Source organism: Streptomyces sp. GL_140 (assembly GCF_057834465.1).
In genome coordinates this window covers 4,899,394-4,923,137 of sequence record NZ_CM174404.1, presented here as the reverse complement: position 1 = coordinate 4,923,137, position 23,744 = coordinate 4,899,394, and the positions used below count along the sequence as shown (strand labels likewise).

General features: G+C 70.3%; 23 protein-coding genes. 7 read left to right on the top strand and 16 right to left on the bottom strand.

Translation table 11 applies throughout. From position 1 onward, the window contains the following. Positions 1–139 precede the first annotated feature (139 nt). A complete protein-coding gene (locus tag AC3IYJ_RS22870) occupies positions 140–1,768 on the top strand; it encodes a CocE/NonD family hydrolase (protein WP_489402893.1) in 1,629 nt (542 codons plus the stop codon). Between the two features lie 1,299 nt (positions 1,769–3,067). Here the strand turns inward: AC3IYJ_RS22870 and AC3IYJ_RS22865 are convergent. Next, positions 3,068–4,000, bottom strand: a complete 933-nt coding sequence (locus AC3IYJ_RS22865) for a LysR family transcriptional regulator (RefSeq protein ID WP_489396640.1) — start codon at positions 3,998–4,000, stop codon at positions 3,068–3,070. 138 nt (positions 4,001–4,138) lie between these two features. On the opposite strand from AC3IYJ_RS22865, the gene AC3IYJ_RS22860 reads away from it, so the two are divergent. Next, the gene (locus AC3IYJ_RS22860) at positions 4,139–5,407 is read left to right on the top strand and encodes an MFS transporter (protein WP_489396639.1); all 1,269 of its coding nucleotides are present in this window, start codon (positions 4,139–4,141) and stop codon (positions 5,405–5,407) included. 52 nt (positions 5,408–5,459) lie between these two features. Here AC3IYJ_RS22860 and AC3IYJ_RS22855 read toward each other — a convergent pair whose 3' ends face one another. From AC3IYJ_RS22855 to AC3IYJ_RS22835, 5 genes are all read right to left on the bottom strand, one after another. After that, positions 5,460–6,104, bottom strand: coding sequence for a DUF6461 domain-containing protein (locus AC3IYJ_RS22855; RefSeq protein ID WP_489396638.1), 645 nt, complete (start codon positions 6,102–6,104; stop codon positions 5,460–5,462). Between the two features lie 66 nt (positions 6,105–6,170). Next, positions 6,171–7,652: a serine/threonine-protein kinase gene (locus AC3IYJ_RS22850; protein ID WP_489396637.1), complete on the bottom strand. Its 1,482-nt coding sequence runs from the start codon at positions 7,650–7,652 to the stop codon at positions 6,171–6,173. 184 nt (positions 7,653–7,836) lie between these two features. After that, positions 7,837–9,216 carry a dicarboxylate/amino acid:cation symporter gene (locus AC3IYJ_RS22845; RefSeq protein ID WP_489396636.1) on the bottom strand — a complete coding sequence of 460 codons (1,380 nt, stop codon included), beginning with the start codon at positions 9,214–9,216 and terminating at the stop codon, positions 7,837–7,839. A gap of 433 nt (positions 9,217–9,649) precedes the next feature. Then, positions 9,650–9,997, bottom strand: a complete 348-nt coding sequence (locus AC3IYJ_RS22840) for a DUF4229 domain-containing protein (protein ID WP_489396635.1) — start codon at positions 9,995–9,997, stop codon at positions 9,650–9,652. An 84-nt stretch (positions 9,998–10,081) separates the two neighbouring features. Beyond that, a complete protein-coding gene (locus tag AC3IYJ_RS22835) occupies positions 10,082–10,606 on the bottom strand; it encodes a GNAT family N-acetyltransferase (RefSeq protein WP_489396634.1) in 525 nt (174 codons plus the stop codon). Between the two features lie 101 nt (positions 10,607–10,707). Between AC3IYJ_RS22835 and AC3IYJ_RS22830 the strand changes: the two genes are divergently transcribed. Then, complete coding sequence (locus AC3IYJ_RS22830; protein ID WP_489396633.1) at positions 10,708–11,946, top strand: IS30 family transposase; 1,239 nt, start codon at positions 10,708–10,710, stop codon at positions 11,944–11,946. Positions 11,947–12,045: 99 nt separating this feature from the next. On the opposite strand, the gene mqnE is transcribed toward AC3IYJ_RS22830, so the two are convergent. After that, complete coding sequence (gene mqnE / locus AC3IYJ_RS22825) at positions 12,046–13,209, bottom strand: aminofutalosine synthase MqnE (RefSeq protein ID WP_384650069.1); 1,164 nt, start codon at positions 13,207–13,209, stop codon at positions 12,046–12,048. 58 nt (positions 13,210–13,267) lie between these two features. Beyond that, on the bottom strand, positions 13,268–13,723 hold the full coding sequence (locus AC3IYJ_RS22820; RefSeq protein ID WP_330297958.1) for an Lrp/AsnC family transcriptional regulator: 456 nt from the start codon (positions 13,721–13,723) through the stop codon (positions 13,268–13,270). A gap of 130 nt (positions 13,724–13,853) precedes the next feature. On the opposite strand from AC3IYJ_RS22820, the gene AC3IYJ_RS22815 reads away from it, so the two are divergent. Next, positions 13,854–13,988 carry a hypothetical protein gene (locus AC3IYJ_RS22815; protein WP_266785800.1) on the top strand — a complete coding sequence of 45 codons (135 nt, stop codon included), beginning with the start codon at positions 13,854–13,856 and terminating at the stop codon, positions 13,986–13,988. Here AC3IYJ_RS22815 and AC3IYJ_RS22810 read toward each other — a convergent pair. Further along, positions 13,985–14,704 (bottom strand): UbiX family flavin prenyltransferase, encoded by a 720-nt coding sequence (locus tag AC3IYJ_RS22810; protein WP_489396632.1) that lies wholly within the window; start codon positions 14,702–14,704, stop codon positions 13,985–13,987. The two genes, AC3IYJ_RS22815 and AC3IYJ_RS22810, sit on opposite strands and share 4 nt — an antisense overlap. Positions 14,705–14,804: 100 nt before the next feature. On the opposite strand from AC3IYJ_RS22810, the gene AC3IYJ_RS22805 reads away from it, so the two are divergent. Beyond that, on the top strand, positions 14,805–15,452 hold the full coding sequence (locus AC3IYJ_RS22805; protein ID WP_489396631.1) for a rhomboid family intramembrane serine protease: 648 nt from the start codon (positions 14,805–14,807) through the stop codon (positions 15,450–15,452). Positions 15,453–15,461: 9 nt separating this feature from the next. On the opposite strand, the gene AC3IYJ_RS22800 is transcribed toward AC3IYJ_RS22805, so the two are convergent. The 4 genes from AC3IYJ_RS22800 to AC3IYJ_RS22785 all read right to left on the bottom strand — a co-directional run bounded on the left by AC3IYJ_RS22800 (position 15,462) and on the right by AC3IYJ_RS22785 (position 18,972). Then, positions 15,462–16,046 carry a Uma2 family endonuclease gene (locus AC3IYJ_RS22800; RefSeq protein WP_489396630.1) on the bottom strand — a complete coding sequence of 195 codons (585 nt, stop codon included), beginning with the start codon at positions 16,044–16,046 and terminating at the stop codon, positions 15,462–15,464. Positions 16,047–16,124: 78 nt separating this feature from the next. Continuing rightward, positions 16,125–17,051 (bottom strand): menaquinone biosynthesis prenyltransferase MqnP, encoded by a 927-nt coding sequence (gene mqnP / locus AC3IYJ_RS22795; protein ID WP_489396629.1) that lies wholly within the window; start codon positions 17,049–17,051, stop codon positions 16,125–16,127. Continuing rightward, positions 17,048–17,518, bottom strand: coding sequence for a hypothetical protein (locus AC3IYJ_RS22790; protein WP_489396628.1), 471 nt, complete (start codon positions 17,516–17,518; stop codon positions 17,048–17,050). The genes mqnP and AC3IYJ_RS22790 overlap by 4 nt, the downstream gene beginning before the upstream one ends. After that, positions 17,515–18,972: a menaquinone biosynthesis decarboxylase gene (locus AC3IYJ_RS22785; RefSeq protein ID WP_489396627.1), complete on the bottom strand. Its 1,458-nt coding sequence runs from the start codon at positions 18,970–18,972 to the stop codon at positions 17,515–17,517. The genes AC3IYJ_RS22790 and AC3IYJ_RS22785 overlap by 4 nt, the downstream gene beginning before the upstream one ends. A gap of 129 nt (positions 18,973–19,101) precedes the next feature. Between AC3IYJ_RS22785 and AC3IYJ_RS22780 the strand changes: the two genes are divergently transcribed. Together AC3IYJ_RS22780 and AC3IYJ_RS22775 are read left to right on the top strand one after the other, a co-directional pair. Further along, on the top strand, positions 19,102–19,404 hold the full coding sequence (locus AC3IYJ_RS22780; RefSeq protein WP_489396626.1) for a PLD nuclease N-terminal domain-containing protein: 303 nt from the start codon (positions 19,102–19,104) through the stop codon (positions 19,402–19,404). Positions 19,405–19,489: 85 nt separating this feature from the next. Continuing rightward, positions 19,490–20,035 carry a hypothetical protein gene (locus AC3IYJ_RS22775; RefSeq protein ID WP_489396625.1) on the top strand — a complete coding sequence of 182 codons (546 nt, stop codon included), beginning with the start codon at positions 19,490–19,492 and terminating at the stop codon, positions 20,033–20,035. An 85-nt stretch (positions 20,036–20,120) separates the two neighbouring features. Here the strand turns inward: AC3IYJ_RS22775 and ccsB are convergent, their stop codons facing one another. Genes ccsB through AC3IYJ_RS22760 form a run of 3 tightly spaced genes read right to left on the bottom strand, consistent with a single transcriptional unit; the run spans position 20,121 to position 23,744 of the window. After that, positions 20,121–21,200, bottom strand: coding sequence for a c-type cytochrome biogenesis protein CcsB (gene ccsB, locus AC3IYJ_RS22770; RefSeq protein WP_489402892.1), 1,080 nt, complete (start codon positions 21,198–21,200; stop codon positions 20,121–20,123). Next, a complete protein-coding gene (gene resB, locus AC3IYJ_RS22765; RefSeq protein WP_489396624.1) occupies positions 21,200–22,936 on the bottom strand; it encodes a cytochrome c biogenesis protein ResB in 1,737 nt (578 codons plus the stop codon). Before resB ends, ccsB begins: the two co-directional genes overlap by 1 nt. 13 nt (positions 22,937–22,949) lie before the next feature. Continuing rightward, complete coding sequence (locus AC3IYJ_RS22760) at positions 22,950–23,744, bottom strand: cytochrome c biogenesis CcdA family protein (protein WP_489396623.1); 795 nt, start codon at positions 23,742–23,744, stop codon at positions 22,950–22,952.

The window sequence follows — 23,744 nt, the reverse complement described above, 5'->3', positions numbered from 1 at the left end:
TGGGCCTCAGTCGAGTATTCTATTCTCGTACAAGGTACGGGAATCAAGGAGGGGAACGATGACGTCACGCACGCAGGGTTCTGTGCTGAGTCCGACCTGGACGGCGCCTTCCGGAAAGCCGCCCCTTTCCTCACGGATGATGCGGGCGACCTGGCGCCGCCTCCCGGCCAAGCTGCACGACGTCGGCTGGGAGCCCGGACTGACGGTGCCCGCCGCCGACGGCAGCCCGCTGATCACGGACCACTACTTCCCGCGCGCCGAAGGCGACTTCCCCACCCTCCTGGTCCGCTCGCCCTACGGCAGGGGCCTGCCGTGGTCCCCCATGTACGGCCTGCTCTTCGCCGAACAGGGCTTCCACGTGGTCGTGCAGAGCTGCCGCGGCACCGGCGGCTCGGGAGGCACCTTCGACCTCTGGCGCAACGAGGCCGCCGACGGCCGGGCCACGGTGTCCTGGCTGCGCGAACAGCCCTGGTTCAACGGCACGCTGGGTACGGTCGGACCCAGCTACCTCGGCTACGTCCAGTGGGCCCTCGCCGCGGACCCGCCGCCGGAGCTCAAGGCGATGGTGGTGCAGGTGGGCCTGCACGATCCCCACGCCCTGTTCCACGCGAACGGCGCCCTCAACCTGGAGACCGCCCTCGCCGTCGGCGCGGGCATGACCTACCAGCACCAGGGCATGGCACCGTTCGTGAAGGCGACCCTGCGCCTGCAGCGACGCCTGGGCGAAGCCACCACCGCGCAGCCGCTGCGCGGGGCGCACACCTCGGCCCTCGGGGGCGAAGTGCCCTGGCTCGACGACGTGATGACCCACGCCGACGCCGGGGACCCGTACTGGCAGGGCGCGTCCCTGGGTGAGGTGGCGGAGCGGCACAGCGTGCCCACGAGCCTGATCACCGGATGGCACGACGCCCTGGCCGACCAGACCTTCGAGCAGTACGAGCGGCTGCGCCGGGCCGGATGCGAGACCTCCCTGCTCGTCGGCCCCTGGACCCACACCTCCGCCCTGCAGCAGGGCTGGCCCGAGGTGTTCGCCGAGAGCCTCGCCTGGCTGCGCGCCCACCTGTGCGCCGACCCCTCCGGCCTGCGCCCCACCAAGGTGCGCGTACACGTCGGCGGCGAAGACACCTGGCGAGACCTCGCCGAATGGCCGTCGGCCACGGCCGTCAGCCCGTGGTTCCCCACCGCGCAGGGACACCTCACGGAGCAGCCCCCCACGGACTCGGCACCCCTCACCTCATTCCACTACGACCCGAACGACCCCACCCCGTCCCTCGGCGGCCCGCTGCTCTCCCGTACCGCCGGCCCTCGCGACAACAGCACCCTGGAGGCCCGGGACGACGTACTGACCTTCACCGGACCCCCGCTGACCGAGCCCCTGGACGCCCTCGGGCCGATCTCGGCACGGTTGAGCATCTCGACGGACACCGGCTACACGGACGTCTTCACCCGCCTGTGCGACGTGGACGCACAGGGCCGCTCCGTCAACATCTGCGACGGCCTGGGCCAACTGCGCACGGAGGGACAGGAGTCGTCGCAGGTCACGGTGGAGATGAGCGCGACCGCCCACAGGTTCGAGGCCGGCCACCGCCTGCGCTGGCAGATCAGCGGAGGCGCCCATCCGCGCTACGCCCGCAACCCCGGCAACGGCCAGTCGCCGGTGGACGCCACCACCTTCACACCGATCCGCATCACGCTGCACGCGGACTCGGCGCTGCTGCTCGCGACGCCCGCGGACGCTTCCGGAGTCAGCGCCCCGGAGAACGCCTGACCGGCCGCCCCGACGGGCGGGCAGTCGCGGCAGCGACCCGGGGCCGGGGCGCGGAAGGCGCGATCGCAGCCGTCGCAGTTCTGGAGCGGGTCAGGCCGCCTGACGGGCCGTACGGGCGCGGCCGCCGGGAGGCTGGGCGGAATCAAGGCCTTGAGCCGGTGGGCGATGAGCCGCGCCGGATGGCGCAGGTCGGCGGGCAGGTCCGAAGTCAGCACGTGCCGCACGGCTTCGGGCTCCGCCCCACGCTCCAGCCACCGCACCACCTCGGGCGCCAGCTGCCGCACGTCCCGGTCCGCGAGCAGCAACCGCGGATCCTCGCACCGCAGCCGTGCCAGCAACACGACGGCCTCCGGCAGCCGTACGGACCCGGGCGCGGGCACGGAATCGGACGACTCCGGGGCCGGGGCGGGCTCGGGCTCGGGCGCGGGCTCGGGCGCGGGCTCGGGCTCGGGCTCGGGCTCAGGCGCGGGCTCGGGCTCGGGAACGGGCGCAGGCGCGGGCTCGGGAACGGGCTCGGGAGCCACCTCCGACATTGGCTCCGGCGCTGGCTCCAGCACTGGCTCCGGCACTGCCTCCAGCAGCGGCCCCGGTCCGGACTCCGGACCCCGCAGTGCCAGTCGCGCCGAAGGGCGGTTGTAGGACACCGTCCGGGTGACCACCTGCCCGCTCGCCAGCCGGACCCGGCTCCGCTCCAGGTATCCGTGCGTCTCCAACTCCCGCAGGGCTCCGGAGATCCGCACCTCCCCCTCCCGGAACCGCTCCGTCAGCCGCTTGATGCCGATCCGCGCACCGGCGGGCAGCGACTGGATGTAGGTGGCGAGGCCGATCGCGACCAGCGAGAGCGAGCGGTGCTGCGCGAGGTGGTTGCCGATCACGGTGTAGTGGTCGGCGTGCCGGACGTTGACGTGGGCGACACCGGATCGGGCGGTCCCGGCGTGAACACCGGACGATGCGCGCGAGGGCGCGCTAAGGTGCTTAAGAGCCATGGGGAAGTGGTGACTTCCTGTGTGGTGAGGCCCTCGATCGGGATTGCAGTCCCGGCGGGGGCCGTCTCATGTCTGAGGTTGCGTGGGGCGAGCATATGCCCGGCAACCACCCAGAAATCCATCCCAGTTGGCACAGTTCACCCTTGCGAGTGACGGGGAGCCGGAGGGGTGGGTTTGGTTGGATTTTCCTCAACGGATTTCAAGTAGTTGACATCCGCCCACACCGCGTCCCGGCTCCCCACGACCCGGTATCGCACCCCCCTCACCCCGGCTTCGACGCACCTCATCAGCCCGATGGTTGACGCGACGCCGCCTACCGCGGTGTCCATGCGGGGGTCCAGGTCCCGCTGTCGGGGCGGTCGGGCTGCGTGGAGTCGAGGTGGCTGCGGAGCGTGGTGAGCGCGGGGTGCGGGTTGTCGCGGCGCCAGATCAGTGAGTGCGGGTAGACGGGCGTCGGGTCGGTCACCGGGATGCGGCGCAGGCCGTGACCCGTGGGCCAGACGAGGCGGGTGTGCTCACCCATGAAGGTGGCCAGGGCCGGGGTGTCGGCGATGGTGTCGAGGAGCGCGTCGGAGCCGAAGTTGGGGCCGGTCGCCTCGATGGTGAGGTCGAACTCGGCGACCAGATCGTCGTAGTAGGCGGCCCACTCGGTACCGGGGACGATGCCGGGCATCCAGATCCGGTGCCCGGCGAGCTGCGCGAGGGACACCGACCGGGCGCCCGCCAGCGCATGGTCGGGGCCGGTGAGCAGCTGGAGCGGCTCGTCGAGCACCCGGACGGACTCGATGTCCTCGGCAAGGGGCCGGCCGGGCACGGCGACGGCGCGGAAGGACGCGTCGATCGCACCGGAGCGGACGGCGGAGACGGCCGTCTCGATGTCGAACAGCATCAGCACGTCGAGGTCGATCTCGGGGTGCGCGCGGTGGAAGCCGCGCATCAGGCCCGACGTCGCACCGCGCGAGTTGATCACGTCGACGCGCAGCGGACGGCTCCCGGCGCGCACGGACGCGACCGCGCGCTCGGCGACGCGCAGCAGCTCCCGCGCGTGGGGCAGGAACGCCTGCCCGTCGATCGTGAGCTCGGCGCCGCGCGCGGTGCGGTTGAACAGCCGCGCGCCGAGATTGCGCTCCAGCGCGGCGATGCGTTTGGAGACGGCCTGCTGGGTGACCGCCAGCTCGGCGGCGGCTTCCTGGAACTGCCCCGCGTCGGCGGCGGCGACGAAGGTCCGGACGGTGTCGAGGTCCATGCCGCCCCACCTTAGGCCACAACGTTTGGTTGTGGCCTGCTGGCGATTTGGTTGTTTGACCTGCCCTTGTGCCGCGGGCTTTGCTCCTACTGGTCAACGTCTGATTGTTCAGGTGGGACATTGAGGGGTGCGCTGAACATGGTGGGCAGGGTGGGCAGGAGACGGCTGGGCAGGCAGTTCGGGTGGCTGTGGGCGGCGTACGGGGCCAGCACGTTCGGCACGTGGCTCGCGTTCGACTCGTTCGCTCTGATCGCGATCCTCGTGCTGCACGCCGGGCCGACCGAGGTGTCGGTCCTGGCAGCCGCGGGGCCGGCGGTGGGGGCCGCGGTCGCGGTGCCGCTCGGGCCGTGGGTGGAGTTTCGCCGCAAGCGGCCGGTGATGGTCGCGATGGACCTGACCCGGTTCGTGGCGCTGATGAGCGTCCCCGCCGCGTACGCACTGGGTCTGCTCGGCTTCGTCCAGCTCTTGATCGTGTCCGTCGCCGTCGGTGCGGCCGACATCGCCTTCAGCGCGGCCGGCGGCGCGTATCTGAAAGCGCTCGTGCGGCCGGAGGACCTGCTCGTCGCGAACGGGCGGTTCGAGTCCACGGCCTGGACCGCCACCGTGCTCGGACCGCCGGTCGGCACGGCCGCGATCGGGCTGTTCGGCCCGGCGATGACCGTGGCGGCCAATGCGGTCAGCCATCTGCTCTCAGCCACGGGAATCCGTGCGATCGGCGGCAGCGAGCCGCACCCTGTGCGCACCGGCGGGCACGGGGCGCGGCTGCGGCCCGCCGACCTGCTGGAAGGGTGGCGGTACATCCTGACCCACCCGGCCCTGCGCCCCCTGTTCTTCAACACGGTCCTGGTCAACGGCCTGATCCTGGCAACCTCGCCGCTGCTCGCCGTCCTCATGCTCGGCGACCTGGGGTTCGCCCCCTGGCAGTACGGCCTCGCGTTCGGCCTGCCCTGCGTCGGCGGAATCATCGGCTCACGGCTGGCCCGCCGACTCGTCGCACGGTTCGGACGGCACAGGGTCCTGCTCACCGCCGGAACACTGCGCGCGTGCTGGTCCCTCGGGCTGGCCTTCGTCCAGCCCGGCGTGGCCGGGCTGGTGCTCGTCATCGTGGTCGAGTTCGGACTGATCACCTGCATGGGTGTGTTCAACCCGGTGTTCGCCACCTACCGGCTCGAGCAGGTCCCGACGGACCGGATCGCCCGCACCCTGTCGGCGTGGTCGGTCACCAGCAAGCTCACCATCGCGGTCCTCACCGCGGTGTGGGGTCTGCTGGCGGGCATCACGGGCCCCCGCACCGCGATCGCCATCGCCGGTCTTCTCATCCTGATCACCCCCTTCCTGATCGGCAGATCGAAGCGAAGGAGGAGCTTCCGGGGCATCGTTCCTGGACTCCGCGCATGGACACAGTGACGTGCACGCAATGCTCCGCCACCCAGCCCAGCGGCTGACCCGACCCGACGCGTCAGGGGCGGCGGTCCTCCCAGACCTCTCCGGTGACGTACTCGGCCTCGCGCAGCAGTGTCTCGGTCACCCGGACGCCCGTCAGCCGCTCGGCGAGCGCGAAGACCGCCGCCTTCTCGTCGACGTCGGGAGCCGTGTCGCCCGCCGGGGCGAGACCGAGCTCGCCCATCACCGCGTTCAGCTCGTCGGGGGTGCTGCCGATGCGGGCCGCCGGGTCCTCGAAGGCGGTCCGCAACTCGCCGTTCTCGTACCAGTGGAAGAAGTGCATGGGCTTCCCACCGTTGCTCGTGTGCGACACCGCGCGCGTCCCGGCGGACAGGGCCCGCATGAACCGCGGCCGCGTCCCCACGTCGCCGCCGAACTCCAGCACCAGCGCCCAGTCCCCGCCCTCGCCCGGCACGGTGAACGCACCCGCGAGGAAGGACTCGGGCGAGTACTCGTGCGCGCCCAGGACCTCCGTGTGCTCGTCGATCAGCTCGTGGAGTCCGTCGCACACCTCGCGCGGCTCGGCCCCCACCACGGCGAGCACCTGCTGGGGCGAGAGCCCGCGCACCAGCGTCAGGGTGTACCCGACTTCCAGCGCGTAGCCGAACAACGAGGTCGAGGAACGAATCCAGCCGTAGTCGGCCGCTGTGGCTGAGGTCATGCGGTACATCCTGCCCGAGACCGGCGGTCGCGTACGTCCGCGTCCGGATGCTCTGAACCCGCGGCGTCACGCGCGGCGCGGAGGCATCAGCCATCCCGCGACACACCCGAACAGGAGCCAGCACCCGGCGCCGACGGCCAGCGCACCCGGCACCGCGATCTGCGTACGGGCCATCAGCAGCCCGGCGGCAAGCACTCCGGTGACCATTCCCACGTCGGCGGCCAGCAGGGCTACCACGGACGCCTTGGCCCGCGAGAGGGACATGAGCAGCCTGCCCATACCGATGGCGGCGAACCCGAGCGCCGGAACGATCCCGACGCCGGCCAAGCACGCCTTCCACCACGGGACGTGAGGAGCACGGAGCAGGTAGACCAGCACCACCACGCCCGCCGTCGGGCAGAGCAGCGCACCGAGCGGCGACACCCGGTCCTTCACCATCGTGGTGAGCCCGCTGATCCACACCGCGATCCCGACGGCCAGCCCCACCACGACGGGCCAGACGCCGCCCATGGCCCCGAATCCGACGAGCTGACCCGACACGCTCGCGACGGACAGGAAGAAGCCCATCCCGGCCGCCCTCAGCGGCACCCCGTTCGCCACCGGGGCCCGCGGGGACGGCGCCGCCCTGGGCGACCCGGGTCCGGGGCCGGGTACCGGATCCGGGCCCCGTACCTGTGCTGGAACGGGCGCCGCCACCGCCACCGGCACCGGCTCACGGACCCGCGCGGGCGCTTCGGCGGGCGCCACCACCGCACGCAGCAGCTCTGCCGTGTCGGCGGCGCTCGGCGGCCGGTCGGCGACGTCCTTGCTCAGCAGCCGCAGGACCAACCGGTCCAGTGCGGCGGGCACGTCGGGGCGGCGGGTCCGCACCGGTACGGGGGCCTGGTGCGCGTGCTGGGCGAGGATCTCCCAGCCCGTGCCGGAGAACGGCGGGGCTCCGGTCAGCAGTTCGTACAGCACGCACCCCAGCCCGTACAGGTCGCTGCGTGCGTCGAGTTCCTCGCCGCGGGCCTGCTCGGGCGACATGTAGGCGGGGGTGCCGGTCACCGAGCCGGTGGTCGTCAGGCCCTGGAAGCCGCTCTGCCGGGCGATCCCGAAATCGCAGATCTTGATCCGGCCCGCCTCGGTGAGCAGGATGTTCGCGGGTTTGATGTCGCGGTGGACGATGCCCGCGCCGTGGGCGGCCCGGAGCCCTTCGCAGATCTGCGCGCCCCAGCGCACCGCGTCCTCGACCGCCGCCCGGCCTCTCTTCTCCCCGAGCGGGCGACCGTTGACGAGTTCCATCACCAGGTAGACGACGGTCCGGCCGTCGAGGGAGGTCTCGCCGACGTCGTGCACGGACACCACGTGCGGGTCCGAGAGGGCCGCTGCCGCCCGCGCCTCCGCGCGCAGCCGCAGCGCGAGCTTGTCGTCCCCGGGCCGGGAGATGAGCTTGACGGCCACGTCCCGCTCCAGGGCCAGGTCGCGGCCGCGCCACACCTCGCCCATCCCGCCGGTCCCGATCAGCCCGGCCAACTCGTACCGGTCGGCTAACGTCGCGCCGTTCACCCGCGTACCCCCCAACTCACCCGATCCGCCGTGCAAGTGCAACGCGATGCGTTGTGACGCGACGCGACGCGATGCGAAGCACTGTAGGACCCAGCACACGAACGCCGCAGCCCCCGCCCGGACGGGGGCGGGGGCCGCGGCGAGCGGAAAGCGGTGTCCGGGGCGGGACCCCCGGGCAGGAACCTCAGGCGGAGACGAGGACCTTCTCCGAGCCGGCTGAACCGGCTTCGGCTTCGGCGGCCGGCGCGGCCGGGGCCAGGTCGTCCAGCGGGGAGGAGGAGGCGGTCGCGTAGGCCACCTTGTCCAGGATCCCCTCGCGGGCCGCGACGATGACCGGGACCAGCGCCTGGCCGGCCACGTTGGTGGCGGTGCGCATCATGTCCAGGATCGGGTCGATCGCCATCAGCAGGCCCACGCCCTCCAGCGGGAGGCCCAACGTGGAGAGGGTCAGGGTCAGCATGACCGTGGCGCCCGTCAGACCCGCCGTGGCGGCGGAGCCGACGACCGAGACGAAGGCGATCAGCAGGTAGTCGCCGATGCTCAGCTGCACGTCGAAGATCTGCGCGATGAAGATCGCGGCGAGCGCGGGGTAGATCGCGGCGCAGCCGTCCATCTTGGTGGTGGCGCCGAACGGGACGGCGAAGGAGGCGTACTCCTTCGGGACGCCGAGGCGCTCGGTGACCTTCTGGGTGACCGGCATGGTGCCGACCGAGGAGCGCGAGACGAAGGCCAGCTGGATGGCCGGCCAGGCGCCCTTGAAGAACTGGAGCGGGCTGACCTTGGCGACGGTGGCGAGCAGCAGCGGGTAGACGCCGAACATGACCAGGGCGCAGCCGATGTACACGTCGGCCGTGAAGGTCGCGTACTTGCCGAGCAGGTCCCAGCCGTAGGTGGCGATCGCGGTGCCGATGAGGCCGACGGTGCCGATCGGGGCGAGGCGGATGACCCACCACAGGGCCTTCTGGAGCAGCTCCAGGACGGATTCGGCGACGTTCAGCACCGGCTGGGCCTTGCTGCCGAGCTGGAGGGCGGCGATACCGGCGACGGCGGCGAGGAAGACGATCTGCAGGACGTTCAGCTCGGTGAACGGCGTGATGATGTCCTTCGGCACGATGCCGGTCAGGAAGTCCAGCCAGGACCCGTGGCGCTTCGGCAGCTTGCCGTCCTGCGGGGTGAGGCCGGTGCCGGAGCCCGGGTTGGTGAGCAGGCCGATGCCGAGGCCGATGGCGACCGCGATCAGCGACGTGATCATGAACCAGAGCAGCGTGCGCGAGGCGAGCCGCGCGGCGTTGTTCACCTTCCGCAGGTTGGTGATCGACACCAGGATCGCGAAGAAGACGAGCGGGGCGACGGCCAGCTTCAGCAGCTGGACGAAGATGTCGCCTATCTGCTCCAGTGTGGTGCCGAGCCAGCTGACGTCCTGGCTGCGGGAGACCCAGCCGAGCAGGACACCGAGCACGAGGCCGGTGACGATCTGGGCCCAGAAGGGGAACTTGAACGAGGGCTTCTTGGCGGCTGCCTCGGCCGGGGCCTCGGCGGCAGGGGTCTGCGGTGACGCGGACACGGACACTCTCCGGGTGGTTCGCGGTGTGTGCGGTGGGGGTGGTGATGCGGTGCGGCAGCACCCGGAAAAGCGAAGAGCCGGGCGGGCGGACCGCTGCTGTGCCAGGGCTGGTCGCGGGACTCAGCGACAGCAGCAACAGGCCGCGGACGCGCGGCGGCAGAGGTCGACGTGCAGGCGCGCCACGAGCGGAACGCTCGTGGTCATCTGGTGCGCAGCTGCGGTCAACATGTTGAACACGCTAACACTTCTTCTTTGGGAATCTAAAAGTGTCCCTTTGGGATCGCCCACCCGAAAACCCGCCTGAAGCCGCCCGAAGAACCCCCAAGAGCCCCGAAGCCCCCTGAAGAACCCCGAAAACGCCGAAAGCCCCGGCTCAACGGGCGACGAACCCGGAGCCGAGGCAACTCGGTGTGTGATGAAGCTAACTGCGGTCCTACTGGCTCAGGCGCGCGGCGTCGTCGGCCACGTCCTCCTGGCTGCGGTTCGCGGCGAGCTTGTCCTTCGCGCCCGCGACGCGGCCGGAGATCGCGACGGACATCTCGTCGCGCTGCTTGCGCAGCAGGACGAAGGAGAGCGGGGCGGAGATCACGAGGGCGAGCAGCACGACCCAGGCGGGGTTGGCGTCGCCGAGACCGGAGGGCACCCAGCCCAGCCGGACCATGCCCGCGACGAAGACGAGGGACCCGACGAAGATCACCAGGCGCATCGCGGTGTACCGGATCGTCGCGTTGGGCTTGAGGGACACGGTGACCCCTACTCTCTCTTCGTCCGTTCGCCGCATTTACGTCGGCTCGTTCCCGTCCAGTGAAGCACGCCCGGCCCCCGCTCCGGCCCGCCGGGGTGGCCCGGTCGGCAGCCCCGCAGGTCAGTACAGGGACAGCATGAGGGTGATGTCGTCGCGGTCGTCGCTGGGGGCCACACGGATGGCGCCGGGGACGCGGCCGACCTCCTTGTAGCCGCACGCCGCGTAGAAGCGCTCCAGGCCCATGCCGCCCCGGCAGCCGAGGCGGAGCGCCTCGATGCCCCCGATCGCGCGGGCGGCGTCCGCGACGGCGGCCATCAACTCACGCCCGACGCCGTGGCCCTGGAGGGCGGGGTCGACCATCACCGTGTAGACCCAGGCCCAGTGCTTCTGGAGCCGGTGCTGGTGGGGGGCGATGACGGCGGCGGCGCGGACCCGGCCGTCGGCGTCGCGCCCGACGAGCAGGCGACTGCGGCCCTCGGCGGCGCCGGCGAGGTGCTTGTCCAGCTCGGGGCGGATGTCCTCGATGGTGACGGGCGGTACGAAGCCGACCGCGCCGCCGGCGTTGGACACGTCGGTCCAGAGCTCGGCGAACCCTTCGACCAGGGCGGGGTCGACGACCGGATCGAAGACGAAGGTAAGGGCCATAGGGCAAGACTAGCCATTACTCAACCTGGCATGCAAAGAGCCCCGGCCCCCCGAGACTTCCGTTCTAGTGGTCGTTGCAACACCCCAGCTCAGGGGATGCGATGGACCACCAGATCCGGGAAGACCGGAAGCCGCAGGGGCGGAAGAAGCTGGCCGCTGAGCGGTCGGCATACTTCCAGCTCGTGCAGCAGGGCTACAGCAACATCGAGGCATGCCGGCTCGTCGGGATCAACGCGAGGACCGGCAGGGTGTGGCGCAACGGCCGCCACGCTCACAAGGGCCTGTCGAAGGCGATTCCCCCGGCCCATCGGGAGTCGCCATCGGCAGGCCCAAGCCGCTGTCTGCGGGAGTCCGAGCGCATCCAAATCGCCGACCGGTTGCGTGAAAGGGCATCGATCCGCACCATCGCGGCCGAGCTGGGCCGCAGCCCCTCGACGGTGAGCCGGGAGATACGCCGCAACGGCATGCCCGTGCGCGGGAACGCGTCCCGCTGGTCCTATCGCCCGCACGCCGCACAATCCAGGGCCGACGCCCGGCGGCCCCGCCCGAAGCCGGGAAAGATCGTTCGTAACCCCGAGCTGCGGAACTTCATCCAGCAGCATCTCGAACGACGCTGGAGCCCGGAGCAGATCTGCCGTTCTCTGCGGGCCCGCTTCCCCAACCGGCCGGAGATGCACGTGGTCCACGAGACGATCTACCAGGCCCTCTACGTTCAGGGCCGCGGAGAACTCCGCCGCGAGCTGACCCGGGCCCTGCGGACCGGACGCGCCATGCGACGGCCACACCGCCAGTCCTCCAAGCGCCAGCCACGCATGTCGAAAGGCATGGTGATGATCAGCGAGCGGCCGGCCGAGGCCGCCGACCGCGCGATTCCTGGGCACTGGGAGGGCGACCTCATTGTCGGTAAGACCAACAAGTCCGCGATCGGAACACTGGTGGAGCGCTCAAGCCGCTTCGTCACTCTCCTCCACCTGCCTGACGGCCGGCACCCCACCCTCGTCCGCGATGCGCTCATCCAGACCGTCTCCGCTCTCCCCGCCCACCTGCGGCGCTCACTCACCTGGGACCAGGGCTCCGAGATGCACCTCCACCAGGAGTTCAGCACCGCCACAGACATGCCCGTCTACTTCTGCGACCCCGGCAGCCCCTGGCAACGCGGCTCCAACGAGAACACGAACGGCCTGCTGCGGCAGTACTTCCCCAAGGGCACGGATCTCTCCGTCCATACCCGCGAACACCTCGACGCCGTCGCCGCCGAACTCAACAGCCGCCCACGCAAAACGCTCGACTGGGAAACCCCAGCCGAGCGTCTCGCTAAGCTCCTGGCGACAGCCAGTTGATCACTGTGTTGCTACGACCCCTGGAATGCGCCGAGAGGGGGAACCGGGGCCTCGTCAGCCGGCATCAGGCCCGATCGGACCTGATCCGATCGGAACCGATCAGACCCGCATCGCCTGCGGCGTCTCGCGCAGGCCCGCGTCCGGACCCGGGTACTCGCGGATGATCTCGTAGCGCGTGTTGCGCTCGACCGGGCGGAAGCCCGCGTCGCGGATCAGCTCCAGCAGGTCCTCGCGGCCCAGCTTGTTCGGGGTGCCGTAGTTGTCGGCGTCGTGCGTGATCTTGTACTCGACGACCGAGCCGTCCATGTCGTCCGCGCCGTGCTGGAGCGCCAGCTGGGCGGTCTGCACGCCGTGCATCACCCAGAAGACCTTGACGTGCGGGACGTTGTCGAAGAGGAGGCGGGAGACCGCGAAGGTCTTCAGCGCCTCGGCGCCCGTCGCCATCGTCGTACGCGCCTGGAGCTTGTTGCGTACCTTGCCGTCCTTCATGTCCACGAAGTCGTGCTGGTAGCGCAGCGGGATGAAGACCTGGAAGCCGCCGGTCTCGTCCTGCAGTTCGCGCAGCCGCAGTACGTGGTCCACGCGGTGGCGCGGCTCCTCGATGTGCCCGTAGAGCATGGTCGAGGGGGTCTTGAGACCCTTCGAGTGCGCGAGGCGGTGGATGCGCGACCAGTCTTCCCAGTGGGTGCGGTGGTCGACGATGTGCTGGCGGACCTCCCAGTCGAAGATCTCCGCGCCGCCGCCGGTGAGCGATTCCAGGCCGGCCTCGATCAGCTCGTCCAGGATGTCGGAGGCCGACATGCCGGAGATCGTCTCGAAGTGATGGATCTCGGTCGCCGTGAACGCCTTCAGCGAGACGTTCGGCAGCGCTTCCTTCAGCGCGGAGAGCGAGCGCGGGTAGTACCGCCACGGCAGGCTGGGGTGCAGGCCGTTGACGATGTGCAGCTCGGTGAGGTTCTCGTTCTCCATGGTCTTGGCCAGGCGAACGGCTTCCTCGATGCGCATCGTGTACGCGTCCTTCTCGCCCGGCTTGCGCTGGAACGAGCAGTAGGCGCACGAAGCGGTGCACACGTTCGTCATGTTGAGGTGACGGTTGACATTGAAGTGGACGACGTCGCCGTTCTTGCGCGTGCGCACCTCGTGGGCGAGGCCGCCGAGCCAGGCCAAGTCGTCCGACTCGTAGAGGGCGATGCCGTCCTCACGGGTCAGCCGCTCGCCGGAGCGAACCTTCTCCTCCAGCTCACGCTTGAGCCCAGCGTCCATGCCGGTCCTCTCCTCTGTCCTTCGTGTCCTCGTGCCCTCGACCGCCCCCACCGTACTCTCAGCCCTCCTCGGGCAGCCCCCCGACCCGGTTCTCCCACTTGGTGGAGAGCACGATCGTGGTGCGCGTGCGCGAGACGCCCTTGGTGCTGGAGAGCTTGCGGATGATCTTCTCCAGGCCGTCCACGTCACCCGCCCGGACCTTGAGCATGTACGAGTCGTCGCCGGCGATGAACCAGCAGTCCTCGATCTCCGTGAGGTCGCGCAGCCGGCGGGCCACGTCCTCGTGGTCCGCGGCGTCGGAGAGCGAGATGCCGATGAGCGCCGTGACGCCGAGGCCGAGCGAGGCCGCGTCCACGGTCGCCCGGTAACCGGTGATGACCCCGGCGGTTTCCAGCCGGTTGATCCGGTCGGTGACGCTGGGGCCGGAGAGGCCCACGAGCCGGCCCAGCTCCGCGTACGAGGCACGTCCGTTCTCACGAAGTGCCTGGATGAGCTGCCTGTCCACCGCGTCCATATACCTGGAGCCTTCCATTATTCGGCGATCCCACCAGTTTACGTATAGAATCAAAGGCGCACAGGGTCGACACCCTGTGAATCTTTCAACAGATCAACGATGATCTGACAATTTTCAGGAGTGGTTCACCGTGTACACGATCGAGATGGCCTACGCGCACATGCGACAGCTCCAGGAGCTGGCCAACCGATCCCGCACCGACCAGCCCGCCGCCGCGCACCGCGTCGACAAGACCCGCAAGCCGGGGCGCTCCAAGAAGCGCTAAGCACCGCTTGCCCCCTGAGGAGGACGGGAGCCACCACCGAGCTCTCCCTTCCGAGCTACGGCTCCGCCGAGCTCTCCCTTCCACCGGCGGTACAGCCCGTGCGGCACCCCTGCCGCGTCGAGCACCCGCCCCGCGACGAAATCCACCAGATCCTGGATGTGCGTCGCACCCGCGTAGAACGCCGGAGAGGCGGGCAGCACCACTGCGCCCGCCTCGTCCAGCGTCACCAGATGTTTCAGCGTCTGTCCGCTCAGCGGGGTCTCCCGCACCGCGACCACCAGCCGGCGCCGTTCCTTGAGCGTCACGCTCGCCACCCGCTGGAGCAGGTCCTTCGACAGCCCGAGCGCCACGCCCGCCACACAGGCCGTGGACGCGGGCACGATCAGCATCCCCTTGACGGGGTACGAGCCGCTGCTCGGTCCGGCAGCCAGGTCGCCGGCGACCCAGTGGCGCACGCCGTCCAGTTCCGGCCTCCCGAACGTGGCGGGCTTCCCGTCCGCCCCGCGTTGCAGCCATTCGGCCAGGTCGTCCCGCCAGTGGGCGTCGCGGAAGGCGATCCCCGTCTCGTCCAGCAGCGTCAGGCGCGAAGCCCTGCTCACCACCAGGTCCACGCTCTCGCCCGCCGCCAGCAGCCCGCGGATCACAGCCGCCGCGTACGGCGTCCCGGACGCCCCGGAAACCCCGACGACCCACGGGGTGCGCTTGCCCTCAGTCATACCTGCGAGACTATCCGGCCACCGCGAATGGGCACTGGCTTAGGTGCCCGGACGTTCAAGGGGTGGACACATGCGGGTGAGAGCAGGGGGCGGGGGCGCCATGAGCGACTGGCAGGGGACGCGCGGTACGGGCGCGGGCGGTACGGGCGCGGGCGGCCGGACCGCGGGCCACTGGTCCCGCACCGACCGTGCCAAGGCCGCCGGGCAGCTGATGCTGGGCTGGGTCGCGCTGCTGTGGCTGATCGAGCTCGTCGACTACGCCACCGGCCACGCGCTCGACGCCTACGGGATCACCCCGCGCGAAGCGGACGGCCTGACCGGGATCCCGCTGGCCCCGTTCCTGCACTTCGGCTTCGACCACGTCGCCTCCAACAGCGTCCCGCTGCTGGTCCTCGGCTTCGTCACCGCCCTCAGCGGGATACGCCGCTTCCTGGCCGTCTGCGTCGCGATCGTCATCGCCGACGGGCTGGCGGTCTGGCTGATATCCCCGGCCCACACCATCACCGCGGGCGCCTCGGGCCTGATCTTCGGCCTCTTCAGCTACCTGCTGATACGCGGCTTCGTGGAGCGCAGCCCGCTCGGCGTCGTGGTGGCCGTGGTGATCGCCGCGGTCTGGGGCACCACGTTCCTGGCCGGAGCCCTCCCGACGGACTCGATGGTCAGCTGGCAGGCCCACCTCTTCGGCCTGCTGGCGGGCGCGGGCACAGCCATGCTGTCCCGCCCCCGCCGGGCCGTGACGACGCTCTAGTGCTGTGACCTAGGCGGCGCTGGCGGGGTCGACGGGGAGAGAGGCCGTGTCCACGGAAACCTTCCCAATGCCGGTCTCCACGGTGACCGTCTCCCCGTAGGGGATCACGTCGCGGCCCCGGTAGCCGTCGGGACCGGGGTTCCACAGCGTCGTGCACTGCGCCTTGTACGGGTCGAAGATCAGGTAGTGCGGGATCCCGCGCCGGGCATAGGCCCGGTCCTTGACCTCGTAGTCGTTGCGCACGCTACTCGGGGAGACCACCTCGATGGCGAGCTCGATCAGATCGGGCGGGTAGGCGCTGAGGTTCCTGTCGGCCTCCGCCGCGGGGATCACCGCGAGGTCCGGGCAGAACTCGTTGTCGCCGTTGAACGGAACCGCGACGTCGCTGATGAATCCCCACTCCGCCGACATCTGGGCTTCGAGCGTGTTCCACAGCAACCGGATGGTCCTGGCGTGGTGCGGCTTCAGCGGACTCATCATGATGTTGCCCTCGACAATCTCCATCCGGTAACCAGGGAACATGTCCTCGAACCGGCTGAGCTGTGAGTGCAGGCGATCGCTCTCCGAGACGGTCACGTCGGCCTCCCTGTCCATGCACTCGATGGTATGCCGCACGCTAGCCACCGGGGCAGGTCGCGAACCGCCGATTCCGGCGGGGCACACACGATCGAGTTACAGGGACAGCCCGCGGGCCACCAGGTCCGCCAGGGCGCAGACGAAGAGCGCCATGCCGATGAAACCATTCACCGTGAAGAACGCCCTGTTCAGACGGGACAGGTCGTGCGGCTTGACGATGGTGTGCTCGTAGAGGAACGCCCCGACGACGATCACCAGGCCGAACCAGAACCGCAGCCCGGCGTCGGTCGCGACGGCGTACCAGGCCAGCAGGGCCGTGGTGACGACGTGCGCGCCGCGGGCGCCCCACAGGGCGGCCGGGATGCCGAAGCGGGCCGGGACGGACTTGACGCCCTCCGCCCGGTCGGCGGCCACGTCCTGGCAGGCGAAGATCAGGTCGAAGCCGCCGATCCACACGCCGACCGCGAGGCCCAGGATGACCGCGTCCCACGACCACTCGCCGGTGATCGCCAGCCAGGCCCCGATCGGCCCCATCGCCTGGGCGAGGCCCAGGATGGCGTGCGGGAAGTTCGTGAACCGCTTCCCGTACGGGTACACCACCATCGGCACCACCGCGATCGGCGCCAGCATCAGGCAGAGCGGGTTCAGCAGCGCCGCCGCCCCGAGGAAGACCACGAGGGCGATCCCCGCACCGGTCCACGCCGAGCGCACCGAGACCGCGCCCGTCACCAGTTCCCGCCCGGCGGTGCGCGGGTTGCGCGCGTCGATCTCCCGGTCGATGATCCGGTTGGCGGCCATCGCGAAGGTCCGCAGCCCCACCATGCACACGGTGACGAGCAGCAGCTTCCCCCAGTGCATCCGCCCGTCGAGCTGGAACATGGCGGTGAGCGCGGCGATGTAGGCGAAGGGCAGCGCGAAGACCGAGTGCTCGATCATCACGAGCCGCAGGAAGGCCTTGACCCTGCCGGTCGGCTGCGGCGCCGGGCCGGACGAGCCGATCAGTTCGTCGGCGGTCGTCATCATGCGAGGGCTCTCCGGAACTCTTCGAGGTCGGCCAGCAGGTCCGCCGCCGGGAGTGCCCCGAGCTCCAGGGTCTGGGGGGCGTCGTCTTCGTGGCCCTCGGGCGGGATGACGTGGGCGGTGACCACCCAGTCCGCGCCGACGGGGCTGGCTTCGAGACGCAGGAAGTTGCCGGCCTCGGCGGTGAAGGGCTCGGCCGCCGCCAGGGAGCGCTGGAGCTGCTCCGCGAAGTCGTCCGCCTCGATGTCCCGCGCGCCGGGCAGTTCGAAGCCGCCGCCCTGGCCGTCCACGTCGAACATCAGGGCCCAGGTGTCGCCGGACCCGGCGAACTCCTCGGGGCTCACGCCCGCCTGCTCGGCGGCGATCAGCACGCCGGGCTGCGTCGGGTCGATCTCCGGGCGCACCAGGGCCACGTAGGTCGTGGAGGTGCCGATGAAGAACTCCGGGCCGTCCACTGCGATCGGGCTCACAGTCCGTACTCCTTCCAGCGCCGGTCCACCAGCGCGGCCGTGGCCGGGTCGGACTCGACCATGTCAGGCCAGCCGCCGTCCCGGGTGTAACCCTCCGTCGGCAGCTTCTTCGTGGCGTCGATGCCCGCCTTGCCGCCCCAGAACTGCTGGTACGAGGCGTGGTCCAGGTGGTCAACCGGGCCCTCCACGACGGTGAGGTCGCGGGAGTAGTCCGTATTGCCCAGCGCCCGCCAGGAGACCTCGTGGAGGTCGTGGACGTCGCAGTCCTTGTCCACCACGATGATCAGCTTGGTCAGCGACATCATGTGTGCGCCCCAGATCGCGTGCATGACCTTCTGCGCGTGCTTCGGGTACTTCTTGTCGATCGAGACGATCGCGCAGTTGTGGAAGCCGCCCGACTCGGGGAGGTGGTAGTCCACGATGTCCGGGACGATGATCTTGAGCAGGGGGAGGAAGAAGCGTTCCGTCGCACGGCCCAGCGGGCCGTCCTCCGTCGGCGGCCGGCCGACGACGATCGACTGGATCAGCGGACGCTTCCGCATCGTCACGCAGTCGATCTTCAGCGCGGGGAACGGCTCCTGCGGGGTGTAGAAGCCGGTGTGGTCGCCGAAGGGGCCTTCAGGGAGCGTCTCCCCCGGCTCCAGCCAGCCCTCGATGACCACCTCGGCATTGGCCGGGACCTGGAGCGGGACCGTCTTGCAGTCCACCATCTCGATCCGCTTGCCCGCCACGAACCCGGCGAAGAGGTACTCGTCGATGTCGCCCGGCAGCGGCGCGGTCGACGCGTACGTCACGGCCGGCGGGCAGCCGAAGGCGATCGCGACCGGCAGCCGCTCACCCCGGGCCGCGGCGACCGCGTAGTGGTTGCGGCTGTCCTTGTGGATCTGCCAGTGCATGCCGATGGTGCGCTTGTCGTGGCGCTGGAGGCGGTACAGGCCGAGGTTGCGCACGCCCGTCTCCGGGTGCTTGGTGTGCGTCAGACCCAGGTTGAAGAAGGACCCGCCGTCCTTGGGCCAGGTGAAGAGGGCCGGCAGCTGGTCCAGGTCCACGTCGTCCCCGGTGAGGACGACCTCCTGGACGGGCGCGGACTCGCCCTTCACCTTCTTCGGCGGCACGTGCACCATCGAGCCGAGCTTGCCGAAGGCCTCGCGGACACCGATGAAACCCTGCGGCAGCTCCGGCTTGAGCAGGCCGCCGATCTTCTCGCTGATCTCGGCGTACGACTTGAGCCCCAGCGCCTTCAGTAGGCGCCGGTCGGTCCCGAAGACGTTCATGGCCAGCGGCATCGCCGAGCCCTTGACGTTCTCGAAGAGCAGCGCGGGTCCACCCGCCTTGTTCACTCTGTCGACGATCTCCCCGACCTCTAGGTACGGGTCCACTTCGGCCCTGATGCGCTTGAGGTCGCCCTCCCGCTCAAGGGCCCGGAGCAGCGAGCGGAGATCGTCGTAAGCCATGCCGGCAATTGTGACATCCCCGCTCAGAGCCCGGAGCCGGGCGGGCCCTCTACCCTGGAAGGGTCACCGCGGCCATCCTTCGGTCCGCGCCGCTCTTCTGGGGGTCGGTCCCACATCGTGCTGCGCTACTTGCCGTTCTTGCTGATCATCGGGCTCACCATCTATGCCTTCATCGACTGCCTGAACACGCCGGAGGAAGAGGTCAAGCACCTCCCGAAGGTGGTCTGGGTCCTGATCATCCTGCTCTTCTCGATCGTCGGGCCGGTGGTGTGGCTCTTCGCGGGCAAGAAGCGGACGGCCGGCGTGGGCGGCGGCGGTGGCGGCCGGGGGCGCCGGACGCAGTGGGTGGCGCCGGACGACAACCCCGAGTTCCTGAAGTCCCTGCGCGAGGACCAGGACGGCAAGGACGCCAAGGAGAAGGACAAGGACTGAGTCCTGCCCGCCCCCACCCCACCCCCGCCACCAGTGTGACCGGGGACACAATTGAACGCGTTCAAGGCTCTGACAGAATGGCCTCATGGGGGAAGCGCTTTCTCGGCAGGGCGACGGACCGCGGATTCTCGACACGGTCCTGCGCAACCTGCTCGCCTACGCGGTGCTCGTCGCCGCCCTGCTCACCGTCACCGGCTACGCCCCGCTGGACGCCGACCCCGTCCCCGCCGTCTTCGACGCCAAGACCACCGAGGTCATCGGCACCTGGCGCTGCGTCGAAGGCACCGAAGTCGTCTTCCGCTCCGACGGGACGGCCACCGTCACCCTGCTCGACGGCCAGGAACGCGACTACGACAGCGGCTGGCGCCTCTCCGGCCCCGCCACCTGGAAGCTGACCGGCGCCCAGCCCGCCGGCCGCAACCTCGGCCAGCACGTCCGCCTGGACCTCCCCGCCCGCACCGGCTCGGCGGCGCGGTCCGAGCTGCGGCACGAGACGGACCTGCCGGCCCCGCCCGAGGCCTACCGCTGGACCTTCGAGCTGCGGCGCGACGAGCGCCAGAGCCTGGAGCTCTACTTCTTCTACTGGGCCCCCGGCGCACGCGGCGCCTACGTACTGGAGCGCGACCTCTGACGGACGCGGACACGGACGCGAACGGGGCCGCAGCCGCCCCCAGGGCGGCCGCGGCCCCGTAGGGACTGCGGGTCGGACTCCGGCGTCAGACTCCGGCGTACGAGTGCTTGCCGTTCAGCAGGATGTTGACGCCGTAGTAGTTCCAGATCCAGCACGCGAACGCGAACAGCGCCAGGTACGCGGCCTTGCGGCCCTTCCATCCGGCCGTGGCACGGGCGTGCAGGTAGCAGGCGTAGGCGACCCAGGTGACGAAGGACCAGACCTCCTTGGGGTCCCAGCCCCAGTAGCGGCCCCACGCGTCGCCCGCCCAGATCGCGCCCGCGATGATCGTGAAGGTCCACAGCGGGAAGACGGCCGCGTTGATGCGGTACGAGAACTTGTCCAGCGAGGCCGCCGAGGGCAGCCGCTCCATGACCGAGGTGGCGAAGCGGCCCGGCGCGCCGCCGCCCGCGAGCTTGCCCTCGTAGGCGTCGCGGAACAGGTACAGGACCGCGCCGGCCGCACCGATGTAGAAGACCGCGCCGCAGAAGATCGCGGTGGAGACGTGGATGTACAGCCAGTACGAGTGCAGCGCCGGGACCAGCTGGTCGCTGTCCGTGTAGAGCACGGTGGTGGCGATGCCCAGGTCGAGCAGGACCGTGGTGACCAGGAACAGGCCGAGCCAGCGGACGTTCTTCTTCAGCACCAGGAGCGCCAGGTACGCGCCGACGGCCACCGTGGAGAAGGTGATCGAGAACTCGTACATGTTGCCCCAGGGGGCCCGCTCCACGGACATCGCGCGGGCCAGGACGCCACCCGCCGACAGCAGGAAGCCCAGCGTGGTCAGCGAGACCGCGATCCGCCCGTACAGGTCGCCCTGGACGGTGCCGCCGGCCGCGCCGGGGCCGTCCGGGACGTCGCGGGTGCCGGCGGCGCTGCGCGTGACGACCTTCGGCTTGTCGAGGACCGCCGTGCCCCCCTTGCTCCGCACCTGGACCGCGGGCGCGTCCGCACCGGCCTTGGCCGCGGTGAGCGCGGCGGCCGTACGGCCCACCTTGCTGCGGCTGCCGAAGGTCCACTCGGCGATGTGCGCGAAGAAGGCGAGGGTGTAGACCGCCATCGACGCGTAGATGAGGTTGTTGCTGAGGTGGGCCAGACTTTCGTTGGCCGCGGCCGCGAGCTGCATCACGCGCGCTCCCCTTCGACTTCTTCGGCTGCTTCGGCAGGTGGTGCGACAGGTGGGGCGGGCGCCGCGCTCGGCGCCTGCTCGTGGAGCGCGCCGGCCAGCGCCGACAGCTCCTCGGGAAGCTTGGCGGACTCGCTGCGGCCGAGGCCCGCCATCTCGACGACGGTCACGCCGTCCTTCCCGGTGACCGCCCGGACCCAGATCCGGCGGCGCTGGATGAACAGGGAGCCCGCCAGGCCCCCGATGGCGGCGATGGCGCCCGCGAGGGCGAGACCGCTGCCGGGCTGCTGGGTGATCGAGAAGGTGGCCCAGCGCTCGATGCCCTCGAACTTCACGACACCCTCGCCGCCCGGCAGGTTCATCGATTCACCGACGGCCAGCCGCTGCTTGAAGAGGTTGCCGTCCTCGCCCTTGAACATCTCCATCTTGGAGGTGTTCAGCTGGTAGACGTTCTGCGGCAGGCCCGAGTCCACGCCGAGGCTGCCGTGGTACGCGTTGAGCGCGAGCCTCGGCGAGTCCAGCTCCGGGAACTGGGAGAACATCGTGCCGTGGCCCTCGCCCGCGAAGCTCGGCACGAACACGGCCTGGAAGCCGAGCTGCTCGGACTTCCCCTCCTTGTTCTTGTACCCGTCGGTGACCTTGACGGCGCCGGAGGAGGTCAGGTTGCCGTCCTGCGGCAGCATCGGCACGGCGTCCTTGTAGATCACCTTGCCGGTGGAGTCGGTCACCGAGATGACCGGCGCGTAGCCGTGGCCGAGCAGGTAGACCTTGGAGCCGTCCACCTCCAGCGGCTTGTTGACCTGGATCTCGCGCTTCTCCGGCGTGCCGTGCGCGCCGTTGGTGAAGGTGACGTACGCCTTGAAGTCGCGCGGGGTGCCCTTCTGCGGGCCGCTGCGCTCGTAGGTGGCGTCGAACTTGTCCAGGGTGAAGGAGAACGGCGGCAGGTCCTCGGGGTCGAAGAGGCTGCCGGACTTGAAGTCGTCGTACTGGGTGAGCGTGTTCGAGAAGCCCTGGCCGCGCAGGACGAGCTTGCCGCCCTCGGACCGCAGGTACTGGCCCCAGGCGAAGGCGACCAGCATCACGATCAGCGCGATGTGGAAGACCAGGTTCCCGGCCTCGCGCAGATAGCCCTTCTCCGCGGAGACCGAGCCCGTGCCCGCCTCCGTACGGAAGCGGCGGCCGCCGAGCAGGGTCCGGGCGTACGACAGCACCTCGTCCGGGGACTTGTCCGTACGCCACGTCGTGTACGCGGGCATCCGGTCGAGCCGCCGGGGCGCGCCCGGCGGGCGGCCGCGGAGCTGGCCCACGAACTGCCAGGAGCGCGGCAGGATGCAGCCGATCAGCGAGATGAACAGCAGCAGGTAGATCGCGGAGAACCACACCGAGCTGTAGACGTCGAAGAGCTGGAGCTTCTCGGCGAGCCCGGCCCAGGAGGCGTGCTCCTTCTTCCAGGCGGCGACCTTCATCAGGTCGACCTGGTTCTGCGGGACCAGCGAGCCCGGGATGGAGGCCAGGGACAGCAGGAAGAGCAGGATCAGCGCCACCCGCATGGAGGTGAGCTGGCGCCAGAACCAGCGGGCCCAGCCGAACACACCGATGCCCACGGGCCCGCCGGGGGCGTCCTCCAGGGGTGCGGTGGACAGCTGCGCGCCCGCGGCCGCTTCGGCCGAGGCCTCCGCCGAGGCCTCGGCGGAGTCTTGCGGCGCCCCCAGGGGCGCGTTGTCGGTCGTACTCATGTCCGTGTAGTCCTCAGATCCCCACCGTGAAGCCTTGGGTCCAGCTCTGCATGTCGCTGACGATGCTGCTCCACATTCCTGTGACGAGCAGCAGGCCGGTCAGGATCAGCATGCCGCCGCCGATGCGCATCACCCACGCGTAGTGCTTCTTCACCCAGCCGAACGCGCCGAGCGCCTTGCGGAAGGCGAGTGCGGTGGCGATGAAGGGCAGTCCCAGTCCCAGGCAGAACACGACGGTCAGCAGCGCGCCGCGGCCCGCCGTGGCCTGGTCGAGGGAGAGCGTGTTGACGGCCGCGAGGGTCGGGCCCATGCAGGGGGTCCAGCCGACTCCGAAGAGCACGCCGAGCAGGGGCGCACCGACCAGGCCGGCGGTCGGCTTCTTGTGGAAGCGGAATTCGCGCATCGTCAGGCCGGGGATCGCGCCCATGAAGAACAGGCCGAGCACGATGACCAGGCCGCCCAGGACCCGGGAGATGAGGTCCTTGTTCTCGGCGAGGGTCTCGCCGAAGTAGCCGAAGAGCGCGCCGGTGGAGACGAAGACGGCGGTGAAGCCGAGGACGAACAGGCTCGCGCCGCCCAGCATCCGCCCGCGCCGGGCCTCGGCGAGGTCGGCTCCGCCGACGCCGGTCACGTAGGAGAGGTAGCCGGGGACCAGCGGCAGCACGCAGGGCGAGAAGAAGGAGACCAGTCCGGCCAGCAGCGCCAGCGGCAGCGCCAGCAGCAGCGCGCCGTTCAGGACCGTCGTGTTGACGCCGGTGACCCCGGCCTGTTCGGCGGCGAGGACTATCTGGGGGAGCTCGGTGACCAC

Coding starts and splice junctions, on each gene's coding strand:
- AC3IYJ_RS22840 (WP_489396635.1), bottom strand. CDS start 9,997: ATGCGGCGAACGGACGAAGAGAGAGTAGGGGTCACCGTGTCCCTCAAG.
- AC3IYJ_RS22860 (WP_489396639.1), top strand. CDS start 4,139: ATGGTGGGCAGGGTGGGCAGGAGACGGCTGGGCAGGCAGTTCGGGTGG.
- AC3IYJ_RS22820 (WP_330297958.1), bottom strand. CDS start 13,723: ATGGACGCGGTGGACAGGCAGCTCATCCAGGCACTTCGTGAGAACGGA.
- AC3IYJ_RS22865 (WP_489396640.1), bottom strand. CDS start 4,000: ATGGACCTCGACACCGTCCGGACCTTCGTCGCCGCCGCCGACGCGGGG.
- AC3IYJ_RS22855 (WP_489396638.1), bottom strand. CDS start 6,104: ATGACCTCAGCCACAGCGGCCGACTACGGCTGGATTCGTTCCTCGACC.
- AC3IYJ_RS22830 (WP_489396633.1), top strand. CDS start 10,708: ATGGACCACCAGATCCGGGAAGACCGGAAGCCGCAGGGGCGGAAGAAG.
- AC3IYJ_RS22835 (WP_489396634.1), bottom strand. CDS start 10,606: ATGGCCCTTACCTTCGTCTTCGATCCGGTCGTCGACCCCGCCCTGGTC.
- AC3IYJ_RS22800 (WP_489396630.1), bottom strand. CDS start 16,046: ATGGACAGGGAGGCCGACGTGACCGTCTCGGAGAGCGATCGCCTGCAC.
- AC3IYJ_RS22810 (WP_489396632.1), bottom strand. CDS start 14,704: ATGACTGAGGGCAAGCGCACCCCGTGGGTCGTCGGGGTTTCCGGGGCG.
- mqnE (WP_384650069.1), bottom strand. CDS start 13,209: ATGGACGCTGGGCTCAAGCGTGAGCTGGAGGAGAAGGTTCGCTCCGGC.
- AC3IYJ_RS22775 (WP_489396625.1), top strand. CDS start 19,490: ATGGGGGAAGCGCTTTCTCGGCAGGGCGACGGACCGCGGATTCTCGAC.
- AC3IYJ_RS22805 (WP_489396631.1), top strand. CDS start 14,805: ATGAGCGACTGGCAGGGGACGCGCGGTACGGGCGCGGGCGGTACGGGC.
- mqnP (WP_489396629.1), bottom strand. CDS start 17,051: ATGATGACGACCGCCGACGAACTGATCGGCTCGTCCGGCCCGGCGCCG.
- ccsB (WP_489402892.1), bottom strand. CDS start 21,200: ATGCAGCTCGCGGCCGCGGCCAACGAAAGTCTGGCCCACCTCAGCAAC.
- AC3IYJ_RS22785 (WP_489396627.1), bottom strand. CDS start 18,972: ATGGCTTACGACGATCTCCGCTCGCTGCTCCGGGCCCTTGAGCGGGAG.
- resB (WP_489396624.1), bottom strand. CDS start 22,936: ATGAGTACGACCGACAACGCGCCCCTGGGGGCGCCGCAAGACTCCGCC.
- AC3IYJ_RS22870 (WP_489402893.1), top strand. CDS start 140: ATGCGGGCGACCTGGCGCCGCCTCCCGGCCAAGCTGCACGACGTCGGC.